The 13,369-nt window shown below is 43.3% G+C and carries 13 protein-coding genes; 4 read left to right on the top strand and 9 right to left on the bottom strand.

All coding sequences use genetic code 11. From position 1 onward, the window contains the following. Window positions 1-63: 63 nt before the first annotated feature. From AAC006_RS14110 to AAC006_RS14070, 9 genes are all read right to left on the bottom strand, one after another. Window positions 64-942 (bottom strand): aspartoacylase, encoded by an 879-nt coding sequence (locus AAC006_RS14110; RefSeq protein WP_126873774.1) that lies wholly within the window; start codon window positions 940-942, stop codon window positions 64-66. Between the two features lie 10 nt (window positions 943-952). Then, window positions 953-1,180, bottom strand: coding sequence for a DNA gyrase inhibitor YacG (yacG, locus tag AAC006_RS14105; RefSeq protein WP_013782948.1), 228 nt, complete (start codon window positions 1,178-1,180; stop codon window positions 953-955). Between the two features lie 41 nt (window positions 1,181-1,221). Next, a complete protein-coding gene (gene zapD, locus AAC006_RS14100) occupies window positions 1,222-1,974 on the bottom strand; it encodes a cell division protein ZapD (protein ID WP_126873773.1) in 753 nt (250 codons plus the stop codon). Between the two features lie 128 nt (window positions 1,975-2,102). After that, complete coding sequence (coaE, locus tag AAC006_RS14095; protein ID WP_339891704.1) at window positions 2,103-2,774, bottom strand: dephospho-CoA kinase; 672 nt, start codon at window positions 2,772-2,774, stop codon at window positions 2,103-2,105. Then, on the bottom strand, window positions 2,774-3,679 hold the full coding sequence (locus tag AAC006_RS14090) for an A24 family peptidase (RefSeq protein WP_339891702.1): 906 nt from the start codon (window positions 3,677-3,679) through the stop codon (window positions 2,774-2,776). The genes coaE and AAC006_RS14090 overlap by 1 nt, the downstream gene beginning before the upstream one ends. 111 nt (window positions 3,680-3,790) lie before the next feature. Beyond that, the gene (locus AAC006_RS14085; RefSeq protein ID WP_339891700.1) at window positions 3,791-4,999 is read right to left on the bottom strand and encodes a type II secretion system F family protein; all 1,209 of its coding nucleotides are present in this window, start codon (window positions 4,997-4,999) and stop codon (window positions 3,791-3,793) included. Between the two features lie 66 nt (window positions 5,000-5,065). Further along, the gene (locus tag AAC006_RS14080; protein WP_013782953.1) at window positions 5,066-5,485 is read right to left on the bottom strand and encodes a prepilin-type N-terminal cleavage/methylation domain-containing protein; all 420 of its coding nucleotides are present in this window, start codon (window positions 5,483-5,485) and stop codon (window positions 5,066-5,068) included. Window positions 5,486-5,848: 363 nt separating this feature from the next. After that, window positions 5,849-6,703: a carboxylating nicotinate-nucleotide diphosphorylase gene (gene nadC / locus AAC006_RS14075; protein WP_208806109.1), complete on the bottom strand. Its 855-nt coding sequence runs from the start codon at window positions 6,701-6,703 to the stop codon at window positions 5,849-5,851. An 18-nt stretch (window positions 6,704-6,721) separates the two neighbouring features. Next, window positions 6,722-7,252, bottom strand: coding sequence for a TIGR02281 family clan AA aspartic protease (locus tag AAC006_RS14070; RefSeq protein ID WP_126873769.1), 531 nt, complete (start codon window positions 7,250-7,252; stop codon window positions 6,722-6,724). Window positions 7,253-7,928: 676 nt separating this feature from the next. Between AAC006_RS14070 and ampD the strand changes: the two genes are divergently transcribed. The 4 genes from ampD (at window position 7,929) to aceE (ending at window position 13,365) form a co-directional block, all read left to right on the top strand. Continuing rightward, window positions 7,929-8,489 carry a 1,6-anhydro-N-acetylmuramyl-L-alanine amidase AmpD gene (gene ampD / locus AAC006_RS14065; RefSeq protein ID WP_208806108.1) on the top strand — a complete coding sequence of 187 codons (561 nt, stop codon included), beginning with the start codon at window positions 7,929-7,931 and terminating at the stop codon, window positions 8,487-8,489. 62 nt (window positions 8,490-8,551) lie between these two features. Next, entirely contained in the window at window positions 8,552-9,421 is an 870-nt protein-coding gene (gene ampE, locus AAC006_RS14060) for a beta-lactamase regulator AmpE (RefSeq protein WP_208806107.1), read from the top strand. Between the two features lie 319 nt (window positions 9,422-9,740). Then, window positions 9,741-10,487, top strand: coding sequence for a GntR family transcriptional regulator (locus AAC006_RS14055; RefSeq protein WP_208806106.1), 747 nt, complete (start codon window positions 9,741-9,743; stop codon window positions 10,485-10,487). A gap of 202 nt (window positions 10,488-10,689) precedes the next feature. Continuing rightward, a complete protein-coding gene (gene aceE, locus AAC006_RS14050; RefSeq protein WP_338454884.1) occupies window positions 10,690-13,365 on the top strand; it encodes a pyruvate dehydrogenase (acetyl-transferring), homodimeric type in 2,676 nt (891 codons plus the stop codon). The last annotated feature ends 4 nt before the right edge of the window (window positions 13,366-13,369 follow it).

The following is a 13,369-nucleotide window of genomic DNA, read 5'->3' as shown; positions in this document are numbered from 1 at the left end:
GCGGTCTTAATAGACCGCCCTTTTTGTATTCTATGTCCCGTCCTGAAATACGGATTTAACGGCTTACAGCATTACCCTAGTCGCAGTGGCAAAAGCCACATCTAACTTGTGATAAGCCGCTTCGTTGATGAAGTGAGGATAGGTTTCCTGTGCTTCTTGCCATTCAATGTCTTTACCATCAAAGGTGCGAAATACCGGTGCACCTGGCATAAGCGGGGCGAAGTCGTTATCTTGCAATGAGTGGTGGATCATCGCAGTACGTTTACCTTCGGCACTAAGTGGGAATTTAATATTTTCCCCTAGTCTAAACACTTCGCATTCGGGGTATTGTTCAAGGCTATCTGTGTTATACGCTTGGCAAAAATCCAGAATAACTTCAGCCATGGTTTGGGTAAGCAAATAAACGTCTTCTCGCAACACACCTTGAGGTTGTGCGCCTACCTCAATCATTACGCCACGTTTGCCCGTGGTACACAAATAACCGTGCTCTAAATACGGTTTTTCATCTTCTAAAAGAATGTTCGCTTCAGGCATATGATGCTTCACAAATCGTGCGAGCTGAATATGGAAATCATCAGCTTCTAAAATGATTAGCGTTGCACCCATGTTACTGGTGGTGTTGTGAATATCAATCACCAAGTCAGTGGCAGAGTTGCCTTTCGGGCCAAATTGCTGGTTAAGCTTTTTGGCTAGCTTCGCCTCTTTAGCATCGCTGGAATTGCTTAAGGCTTCTAGGGTGAACTGACGATTCAAATCTTCTTCAACAAATCGCACATTAGCGCTTAGGGCGTCTGGGTTAGCAATGGTAAGCGACACGTCCAGTGATGAATAGCGCGATGATAGCGCATCAGAGAACCCTTCAGATTGCCAGTTATGAATAAGTTGAATACCACTGGTTTCATTACCATGTGTTCCACCAACAAGCGCAATTTTATTAATCATATACTTCCTATTAGTGTTTGAAAAAGTCGTCAGATTGCTTAGCAAGCATTGCTTCTATTTCTTCAATGTCGACTTCTTTAGCGGAAGGCTGTTCAGATGGCTTTGCAGCGATTTTATGTTCTTCAGAAGCCCATTCGCCTAAATCAATAAGTTGACATTTTTTACTACAAAAAGGACGAAATTCGCTTTCACTATTCCAAGTAACGGACTTCGCACAAGTTGGGCAATTTACAACCATGAATCACTCCAGTGGCAGATTAGGTTTTCGATAGGCGTAGTTTAACAGGCTGCCAGTTTAAACTGAATATTAGATTCAACAGCCGCGTTTTGGCCTTCAGCGGGAGAAAACCATAAAAAGCGCAAGGCATAGCGGTATTTATTGCCGCTAAGGGTAGGGTAGTAACCTTCATCTACACGGCATTTTATGCGGATAAGCTCGTTTTTATCTTCAGCCGCACCTTGGTAAAATCCATTGTCTGCAGTAACCGTTTTGAATTGTCCGCGTTCACGAATAAACGACAAGCTAACGGCTATGGTGTCGTCTAATAAACTCAAGGTTTCAAGCCATTGGCCAATTTCTTGTTGGCGTACCTCGGCAGGTTGTTGAAGCCAAAAGTGAAGGTTGGGTAGGTCAAAGCTACAAGAGCCACCTGGAATCGCGAAGCGCTGCCTAATCGCACTAAGCAGCTTATCTTCTTTAAGCGCGCTGCCAAAGCGACGGTCGGTCTTAAGCTTTTGCTTAAGGTTCACTATGGTTTTAAGTGCCTGATCTAGCGCGGCACTATCTATCTTAGGGTGCTGTGACCAATAAACGAGATTTTTTTCGTGGGCATCTAAATCTTTGCTCATGTCGGAGCGTAAATCCAGTCGCTCAATCAAATCGAGTAACTCAAATAACTGCTCAAAGAAAACCATTTGCAGTGGCACACTGTCAGATTTCGCGGTGCTTTTTAACTGCCCAAGAAGCTGCTCTACGCGCAGATAGTTACGCACTTTTTCCTTTAGGGGGAATTCGAATACAGCTTCGCTCATGGATATCCTTAAAACACATAGACTTAACCCTAAAGCCTAATGCATGAACTGCCCTAAGCCAAGCCTACTTTCATAATCAATTAAGTATTTGACGAGTTTTAAGGAAAAAAGTTGCAGGAAAACCGAATTTACGAAGAATTTTCGTTATTTGCACTGTATTTACGGGTGTATTCGTTATGTAGCGCGATAACTTGCTTGTTGAGAAACTCAATAGTTTTACTATTATCGATGACATCGTCTGCAGCGGCTAATCGTTCTTTTCTAGTCGCTTGCGATGCCATAATATTTTCAATTAGTTGCTTGGTACTGCCATCGCGTTGCATGGCTCGTTCAAGCTGCATTGATTCGGGGCAATCTACTACGATGACCCGATCGCATAATTCACTAAGGTTGCCCTCAACCAGTAAGGGAACCGATAAAATACAATAATGGCTAGTCGAGTCAGCTATTTGTTGCAGCATAGCTTTGCGAATAAGCGGATGTAACAATTGATTGAGCCATTGCTTTTCTTCGCTATTATTAAAAACACACTCTCGTAACGCTGCTCTATTTAGGGTGCCATCCTCTAATAAAATGTCGCGTCCGAAGTGCTCGGTTATTTTAACCAGGCCTTCACTTCCTAAGGTAACAACGTCTCTAGCCACTTCATCGGCGTCGATAATATCAATGCCTAACGCTGCGAATTTATTCGTAGCGGCAGACTTTCCACTACCAATTCCGCCGGTAAGGCCAATCACGACTTTATCGCTTTTATTCGAAGGCCTCTTTGTGTCTGCTTGTGCTGTTTTCGTTGCTACCATTACTGCAGTGCCCATTTTAAATAGTGGGTAATAATCGTGTCTTTATAAAATAAGGTTATCCAACCAGCAACGGCCAAATAGGGCCCGAAGGGGATAGCCAGTGATTTTCCTTTGTTTTGGAACATCATAATGGCAATGCCGGCGATTGCACCGACTATTGAAGACAATAAAATAATGATGGGTAAACCTTGCCAGCCAGTGAAGGCGCCAAGGGCTGCTAATATTTTGAAGTCGCCATATCCCATACCTTCTTTGCCGGTGACTATTTTAAACAACCAGAATACAGACCATAAACTCAAATATCCGGCGGCGGCACCAATAATGGCGTCAACTGGCCCAACAAAAATGGATTGGGTGCTAAGTATTAAACCAAGCCAAAGTAAGGGTAGAGTAAGTTGGTCTGGAAGCAGCATTTTATCTAAATCGATAAAAATTAAGGCGATAAGAATATAAGTAAATATCACCGCCCATATTGCTTGAGGTGTAGGGCCAAAATAGTAGGCGGCGAACGTACAAGTTAGCGCTGTAAATAACTCTACTAATGGGTAGCGAATAGAAATAGGAGTTTTACAGTTGGCGCATTTTCCGCGCAGGAAAAGATAGCTAATAATAGGAATATTTTCCCAAGCCCGAATTTTATGACCGCAACTAGGGCAGGTGCTATCTGGCTTGGCTAAATTAAACGTTTCAGGAAGAGTTTGCTCACCAGCAGCTTGAACATCTTCATTTTCGCTATCTGTTTCACTAAAGTAACTGGCGTATTCCTGCTTCCAACTGTTTTCCATCATAATGGGCAAGCGATGGATAACTACATTTAAGAAGCTTCCTACCATTAAGCTAACCACGAAAACAAAGAGGTAGAATAACCACGGGTATAATTGGCTGGTAAGCAATATCGCTTCCATAAAATAGCGTTCTCTTTTTTATTTTAGTTAATAATGCAAAAAAGGCCTGCGCTGGGCAAGCCTAATCATGTGTAGTGTACAAACAAAACAAGGGCAGCATGGCGTAAAAGGTTATACCACATTACCCATTTCAAATATGGGAAGGTACATGGCGACGATAAGGCCGCCAATCACCACACCTAGCACAGCCATAATCATTGGCTCTAATAAGCTGGTTAAGCCATCGACCATATCATCCACTTCGGCTTCATAGATGGTAGCAATTTTGCTTAACATAGAGTCAACTGAGCCAGACTCTTCACCGATGGCCACCATCTGCGTCACCATATCAGGAAATACATTGGTAGCGCGCATTGATGTATGCATTGGCATGCCGCCTGCCACTTCTTTTCGCATAAACATGATGGCGTCTCTAAAGACCGCATTACCCGACGCGCCAGCAGCCGATTCAAGTGCGCCAATTAAAGGTACACCGGCAGCAAAGGTGGTTGCGAGAGTGCGAGTAAACCGTGCGATACTGGCTTTTTTGAGTATTTCCCCAATAACGGGAATTTTAAGAACCGCTCTATCAACTCTATCGCGAAAGCTTTGGCTTTTCTTATGAGTGCGCATAAACATGTAGCCAGCTATACCAATTCCGATGCCTATAAATATCCCGTAACTTTGCACAAAATTCGAGATGGCGAGTACAAAGAGTGTAAAGGCAGGAAGCTCAGCCCCGAAACTACTAAAAATTTCTTCAAATTGAGGTACCACAAACACCAACAATATGGTGGTTACAATAAGCGCGACTACCACCACAGCTACAGGGTAAAACATCGCTTTTTTAATTTTTGATTTAAGTGCTTCCGCTTTTTCTTTATAGGTGGCTATTCGGTCGTAAATGGTTTCAAGCGCACCTGATTGTTCTCCGGTGTAAACCAAGTCGCAATATAAATCGTCAAAATATTCAGGATGTTTACGCAGTGAGCTTGATAACGGGTTACCCGAGCGAACTTCATTAGTGATATCGCCGAGCAATTTACGCATTGATGCTTTTGCATGACCTTGAGATATCATGTCTAAAGATTGGATAAGGGTAACACCAGCAGCCAGCATAGTGGCAATTTGGCGTGAAAATACTGAAATGTCTGCAGCGGTAATTTTTTGGCCGCCACGACTAAATAGGGATTTCTGCTGTTTTTTTACTTTTCTAACTGAGACGCCTTGTTTACGAAGTTGCATTTTGGCTTCTTTAAGGTTGGCAGCCGATATCTCACCTTTGCGGCTGTTACCTCGCCCATCTTTACCTTGCCATTCGTAAACTATTGCAGCCTTCACAGATACCCTTCCTCATATAAAAAAGGGAAGTGCACCAGCACTTCCCTTAGATGAAACGATCGCTCGTTAGCACACTCCAGCAGCTACACAAGTACCTGTTTTTGCCCATGTGATTGGCGCAACAATTCCGCTAGGGGTAAGAATGTAGGTATAGCTATCAACTTCAGTTGTGCCCTTAGCTGTAATAACACCATTTTCAATCTTAACTTCTAAAACGCGGCCTGTTGAAGTCGTGATATTTGGTGGAAGGCCGTTAGTTCCAGCATCTGCGTCACCAATAGCGGAAAATTCACCCGTTTGAGCAGAAACTTCAAAAGCCGTTTTAAATGCAGTGGTAGCCATTACTACTTCTGTGAACTTAGACTTTTTAGTATAAGTTTGATAAGCAGGTAAAGCGATTGCTGCCAAAATACCGATAATGGCAACAACGATCATAAGTTCGATTAGGGTGAAACCCTTTTGGTTTTTAGTTTTCATGTTCATCATGGTTTGCTCCGGGACGTGTATAGCACGTTAAGTTTAAATGTAATTCAAATTGACGTTTATACCCGAGTCGTTCTTAAACGCCCCTGGTACTTGAATCTAAGTATATAAATTAATTGGTCAGTGACAAGTATGCAGAAAAATACCTATGTCTGACTTTTTCAGTATGACACGTTCAAAAAGGGCTTTGCAGCCCTATGTTATTGAACTTTCGTATGAATTTACAACTTTCGTACGTATAGATAACTATACTAGCTAGAACAAAACCGATGAAACGTGCTTATAAAGTAGTAAAGTAGCTTTATACCTAAGCACGTCATTTGAACTGTTACATATGAAATTAACGCACGCTATTCGCAACCTTTTTTACGCTAAGTTAACCCTTAGCGACAAATCAATTGCTTTCACATTCTTGGTTAATGCACCAGATGAAATATAGTCTACACCCAGTGTTGCTAGCGACGATAACCGTTCATCGGTAATGTTACCTGACACTTCCAGTTTACATTGCCCTTGGGTTAGCGCTACTGCCTTTTGGATCTGTTCGTTGGTAAAGTTATCCAACATAACGATGTCAGCCCCTGCAAGAAGTGCTTGTTGTAATTCTTCCAAGCTTTCTACTTCTACTTCAACAGGCTTCCCAGGTTTCATTTCTTTAGCACGGCTTACTGCTTTCTTTATAGAGCCGCAGGAAAAAATGTGATTTTCTTTAATTAAGAACGCATCAAACAAACCAATACGATGATTTTGTCCCCCGCCACAATGCACAGCGTACTTCTGTGCCATGCGAAGGCCTGGTAGGGTTTTGCGTGTATCAAGAATTTTGGTGTTGCTTCCGGCAAGCAACTTCGCGTAGCTGGCTGTGACGGTTGCCGTTGCTGAAAGGGTTTGCAGAAAATTAAGTGCTACCCGCTCGGCAGTAAGAATAGCGCGAGCCGAGCCTGTTAAAGTCAGTAGGGTAGTATCTGCTGCAACGGTATCGCCGTCTTTTACTTGCCATACTAATTCTAGGTGCTCATCAATTAACGCAAACGCTTGTTCAACCCAAGCTACGCCGCAAATAACGCATTGCTCACGGGTAATAATAGTAGCAGTCGCGTTTTCGCTTTCGTCTATTAAGTTCGCAGTAATATCGTTATGCGCGTTAAGCTCGCCACCTAAATCTTCAATAAGTGCGAGAGAAACTTGTTCGCGGATGGCGTTAATGTCGGGTGAAATCATGATGGCTGCTGTTTAGAATTAAAGGGTACGCAATATTAACCAATCTCCGCGCTGAGTAAACTCTAATTGCCGTAAAACGCTCATTCCAAGCAAGATATGCTCACTTTGCATACCGGGGTTTAGGTTTGCGCTAACATTGTTTAATACAATGTCGCCAATTCGAAGAGTATCAATACGTGATTCAGCAACGGTAACGGTTCCATTCGCTGTATTGGCCAAGCCTTTACGACCCGCTTGTAGTTGAAGTCTCTGGGCTAGATGGGCGGGAATAGACACATCGGTAGCGCCGGTATCTACCAAAAACACTACTTCTTCGCCATTAATAAAGCCTGAGGTCACGTAATGTCCTGCTCGGTTTTGCTTTAAGCGTACTTCGGTTTGTGACCCAATACGCTGTGATTGAGGTTCGCTATTAGGGTTAACTTGCTTATCGAGCAAGCCAGAAAAGACATAGACCAGCAGGCCAAACCCACAAATCCACGCCAGCACCACCATATACTTTGCCGCAGAATTCTCGCCCACAGAATCATCTTCACTCATATAAAACATCTCACTTCTTTTTATACGTTCTATTTATACCGCCTTTCTACGTATATATAAATGTATCGGCCTAACAAAAGGAGTTCGTACCCAGTGAAACTTTATGGAGTAAGGGGTAGCACTTTTTTCTTTTTCAAAAAACGCTCGCGATTATTAAGTGCAAGGTGAGTTTGAGGGTAAAGCCGTCTGCGCAATATCTCTTGAAACATTATTCACGCTCAATTCAAGTGGTCATTCGTCAAAGCAGTAAGGCAGCATCCATTTAAAACCTTATGCAGCAAGGAGCTGAATTCTTCTCTTTTTTAATATGTAACTTGCCTATTTAAGTGCAAGGTGAATTTGAGAGTAAAGCCATCTGCGCAATTTTTCTTGAAACATTATTAACGTTCAAATCAAGTGGTCATTCGTCAAAGCGGTAAGGCAGCATCCATTTAAAACTTTATGCAGCAGGGAGCTGCATTCTTCTCTTTTTTCAAATATGTAACTTGCCTATTTAAGTGCAAGGTGATTTTGAGGGTAAAGCCGTCTGCAGCATGGATGCTGCAGCCGAGCCTCCATGGATGGATTCACGGCGTGCTTTACCCTCAAACTCACCTTTCACCAGAAACGGCGTTTAGCTTGTGCCCTTGGGCAGCTGGTGTCACACTGTTATTAATGAAAACCACGTAACGAATCTTCAAATTATATGGTGTTATACAAGCCCGCGAAGCAAATTGATTGCCCCCATTATGATGAACGGCCCGACGAAAGCGATGTGAGCGTGTTGGTTATTCATAATATATCGCTGCCACCGTCGCAATTTGGTACATCAGGTATCCGTGAGTTGTTTACCGGTACGTTAAATCCTGATGAGCACCCGTTTTACAAAGAAATAGCAGGAATTAGGGTATCTGCCCATTGTGTAATTTACCGCAACGGTGAAATAGAGCAGTTTGTTCCCTTTAACAAGCGGGCGTGGCATGCAGGGTTATCGACATTTCAAGGTCGCTCTCGTTGTAACGACTTTACCATTGGTATTGAATTAGAAGGCACGGATACTCTGCCTTACACGGATGCTCAATATGAGCAACTATCGATATTGAGTAAGTTTATATTGCAACAGTACCCGCGAATTACGTTGGGTCGAATTGTGGGTCATAATGATATTGCGCCAGGGCGAAAGACCGACCCAGGTGTAGCGTTCGATTGGCCACGCTACAGACAGTCACTTGATGCAACTAACATATCAAGCAACACGATTATTTAAATCGGTAAGCAAGGCGATTATGCGTCTGCCTATTACCTATAATTCTACGGTAGGAAATAAACATGATACTAATGAGTTTACTGCTGGTATTAAGTCTTGAAAGGCTCATTACTAAAACGCCGGTATGGCACATAGAACGTTATGCAGTTGCCTATCAAAATTGGCTTTACGAGCGAAAATGGCTAGAAGAAGGCACGTCATCGATTGCTTTTTATTTATATATGTTGCTGCCAGCACTAATCATTGGGCTAATTGAGCATTGGCTGTTCGGCGCTTTTCTTACCTTTATTGAACAAAGTATCATTTTATTTATTTGTATAGGCTGCCCGGTATTGCGTGCCACATATAAGCAATTTTTGAACGCCGCAGACCGTGGCGATTTACAAGCTTGCAGTATGTACACCGACCAACTAGGGCATTGCGGTAGCAAGCGTGATAGCGACGGTACTGCCATGGCTGAGGGAAAAAGCTTCGGCCAACACCTTACTTGGCTGAACTATCAGCACTACGCTGCGGTCATGTTGTGGTTTATAGCATTTGGTGCACCGGGTGCCGTGTTCTACTGTTTCAGTAGAAGTGCCACTGAGCGTTTCTGTGCATCTCAACATCCATTAGCTATGGCGGCGGGCAAGTTAATGTACGCACTTGATTTTATACCGGTACGCATTACGGCGTTTGGCATGTTGATGATGGGGCATTTTTCCCGTGCACTTCCTCAATGGTTGAAAGACGGACTTTCACTTAATGTTCCCGCGTACGATTTGCTTACCCGAGTATCGTCAAAAGCCGAGATGTTAACGGCTGAAGAACGTCAAGCTCAGACAGAAAATGCAGCGGTAGAGCCTAAAGTGCTGGTCAAGTTAGCAAAACGTAATGTTATTTTTCTGCTTGTTATTACCTCTGCGCTAACCGTTGTTGGCACCCTTGCTTAACTATTTCAGTTAACAAACGTATTACCATTCTATCCTGGTCTATGAATTTTTCATTTATAGATCAGGTATTTCACGTCTCATACCCTCGCCACCCCACCTCATCAGACCAGTGAGTGTTTGCTAAATTTTTGCAACAAATTCAACAATAAAGCTTAACAATAAGCAACTCCTTACAAGTTTGCTATGCTTGAGAGTATTTACCTCACTTTCGATCTATCTTAAACTATATAGGTAAAATGGTATTACCAATTGTGACTGTAGACCTTACTTGTTTACAAAATAGTCGCATACTCAAGTAAACGAAGGAATATAGTCACGCATGCGTCAGCAGCGAAAAAAACTTGCCGATGTTATCACCGAGCAGCTTGAGTCCATGATTTTGGATGGGAGCTTATTGGCAGGTCAGAAATTGCCACCAGAGCGTGAACTTGCGATTCAGTTTGAGGTATCACGGCCTTCCTTACGAGAAGCCATAGGTAATCTCCAGGCACGTGGATTGGTTGAGCGCAAGCAGGGCGGCGGCACGTTTGTAAACCGCAACCTTAACTCTGCCATGAAAGACCCATTGATGGCACTTGTCAGTAAACGGCCTGAAACTCAGTTCGATTTACTTGAGTTTCGTCATGCCTTAGAAGGAATGGCAGCGTATTATGCAGCGCTTCGTGGGCAACCTGAAGATTATGAAGCACTAAAAAATGCGCTTAATGAACTGCCCACGCCAGCACCCGAAGAAAGTAAGCGGGAACAAGCTGAAGCGCTAGGTAAGTTCTACATCATTATGGCAAGAGCATCCCATAACATGGTGCTTTTACATGTAATGAGCACCATGCAAAGTATGCTGGTGGAAAACATAGAACGTAACTTTGATATGTTAGCGACTCACCCTGATGCAGTGGCAGATATTGCTCGTCAAAGACAAGAAATTGTTGAAGCTATCGCTGCACGGGATCCAGAAGCGGCACGTCAGGCGTGTAATACGCACCTTGCGTTCATTGAAAAGACATTATTAACCATTAATCAGCGTGACACCCGTGTACAACGCGCGTTACGACGATTAGAAATTTAACATGCCTTCTTGTTTACCCAGTTTTATAAGGCGTGATTATATAAGCAGAGGCTTAAAGAGAATTTTAGCTACTGTGATATGCAAAAAGCACAGGTGAGCCATTAAGGTTCACAGCGAGTACAACGTAATTTGGTCATTCTTCTTTCGATAATTAGGTCGAAGGAAGAATTCTCTATATATAAAGCAAAAATAGGATGGCACCATGACTGATATGATGCACCAAGATGTGGATCCTCAAGAAACTAAAGAGTGGATTGATGCTCTTGAATCTGTTTTGGAAGAGGAAGGTGTAGAACGCGCCCATTATCTACTCGAGAAACTTATTGATAAGGCTCGTCGTAGCGGAGCGCACTTACCGTACGACGCCACCACAGCGTACATCAATACAATTCCTTCAGCGCAAGAGCCAAAAATGCCTGGCGACCTAACGATTGAAGCACGCATTCGTGCCGCCATTCGTTGGAATGCATTGATGATTGTATTACGTGCTTCTAAAAAAGACTTAGAGCTTGGTGGTCACATTGGTAGTTTTGCGTCATCTGCCATGCTATATGATGTTGGTTTTAACCACTTCTTTAAAGCGCCGACAGAAAACGCTGGTGGCGACTTTATTTTTGCCCAAGGCCATATCTCTCCAGGTATTTATGCCCGTTCTTTCATTGAAGGTAACCTTTCTGAAGAACAGCTAAATAACTTCCGTCAAGAATGCGCTGGTGAAGGTCTATCTTCATACCCGCATCCTCATTTGATGAAAGATTACTGGCAGTTCCCAACAGTATCGATGGGCTTAGGTCCACTTCAAGCTATTTATACTGCACGTTTCCTTAAGTACCTCACTAACCGTGGTATTAAAGACTGTTCTGAACAGCGCGTATATTGCTACATGGGAGACGGCGAGTGTGATGAGCCAGAATCATTGGGTGCTATTGGTCTTGCTTCACGTGAAGGCCTAGATAACCTAACTTTCGTTATCAACTGTAACCTACAGCGCCTAGATGGCCCGGTTCGTGGTAACGGCAAAATTATCCAAGAACTTGAAGGCACATTCCGCGGCGCAGGCTGGGAAGTGGTTAAAGTTATTTGGGGCAGTTACTGGGATGAGCTTCTTGCCCGTGATAAATCAGGCAAACTTATTCAGTTAATGGGCGAAACCGTAGACGGTGAGTACCAGAACTGTAAAGCGAAGGGTGGTAAATACACTCGCGAAAACTTCTTCAACAAGTACCCAGAAACGGCTGCACTTGTAGCGAACATGTCTGACGATGACATCTGGCGCTTGAACCGTGGTGGACACGATCCAGTAAAAGTCTTTGCTGCTTATCAAAAAGCGAAAGAGACCAAAGGTCGTCCAACGGTTATTCTTGCTAAAACCGTTAAAGGCTTTGGTTTAGGTGCTTCTGGTGAAGCCTTGAACATTGCGCATAACGTGAAGAAGATGGACGTAGATTCACTTAAAGTATTCCGCGATCGTTTCAATATTCCAATTGCTGACGAAAAAATTGAAGAACTTCCTTACTTCAAGTTCCCTGAAGACAGTGAAGAAATGAAGTACTTGCGCGAGCGTCGTGAGTCTTTAGGCGGTTACTTACCTTCTCGTAGAGAACAAGCTGACGAGCAACTTGAAGTACCTGAGCTAAAAGCATTTGATGCAATTTTAAAAGGCTCTGGCGATCGTTCAGTTTCGTCTACTATGACTTTCGTACGTGTACTTAACGCATTATTGAAAGACAAGAAGATTGGTAAGCGTATTGTGCCAATTATTCCTGATGAAGCACGTACATTCGGTATGGAAGGGCTGTTCCGCCAAGTGGGCATTTACGCTAACGAAGGCCAAAAGTACGTTCCACAAGATGCCGATCAAGTGGCTTACTATCGTGAAGATAAGAAAGGCCAGGTATTGCAGGAAGGTATTAACGAATTAGGTGCAATGGCATCGTGGGTTGCGGCAGGTACGTCTTACTCAACCTGTAACGCTACGACTATTCCGTTCTACATTTACTACTCAATGTTTGGTTTCCAACGTGTTGGCGACTTGACGTGGGCAGCTGGCGATAGCCAAGCAAGAGGTTTCTTGTTAGGTGCTACCGCAGGTAGAACCACATTGAACGGTGAAGGTCTACAGCACCAAGATGGACATTCACATGTTCAAGCGAACCTTATCCCGAACTGTGTAACTTACGATCCAACTTACGGATACGAAGTGGCTGTTATTGTACAAGACGGTTTACGTCGCATGTATGGCAACAACGAAAACGTATTCTATTACCTAACATTGATGAACGAGAACTACCAACACCCAGCTATGCCTGAAGGTGATGACGTAGCTGATCAAATCATTAAAGGTATTTATAAGCTTGAACGAGTTGAAAACAAGAAGACCAAGACCAATGTACAGTTAATGGGTTCGGGTACTATCTTGAATGAAGTACGTAAAGCGGCACAAATTCTTTGTGACGATTACAACGTTTCTTCAGACGTTTACTCGGTAACCTCGTTCAACGAATTGGCTCGTGAAGGTCAAGAAGTGGCGCGCTGGAACATGTTAAATCCAGAAGCAGATCAGAAAACAGCTTACATCGGTCAAGTTATTACGAAAGATGCAGGTCCTGCTATTTCTGCAACTGATTACGTTAAAAACTACTCTGATCAGGTTCGCGCATTTATCGATACAGATTATCGCTGCCTAGGTACTGATGGTTTTGGTAGAAGTGACAGCCGAGAAAACTTGCGTACTCACTTTGAAGTTAACGCTGCATACATTGTAGTGGCTTCATTGTACGAGTTAGCGCAGCGCGGTGATTTCGATAAGAAAGATGTTGCTGAAGCGATTAAACGTTTTGATATTAACGTTGAAAAACTAAACCCACTTTACGCGTAGTCAC

The sequence above is a fragment of the uncultured Alteromonas sp. genome (genome assembly GCF_963976965.1).
Taxonomy (GTDB): Bacteria; Pseudomonadota; Gammaproteobacteria; order Enterobacterales; family Alteromonadaceae; genus Alteromonas; species Alteromonas naphthalenivorans.
This window is presented reverse-complemented; position numbering and strand designations above follow the sequence as displayed.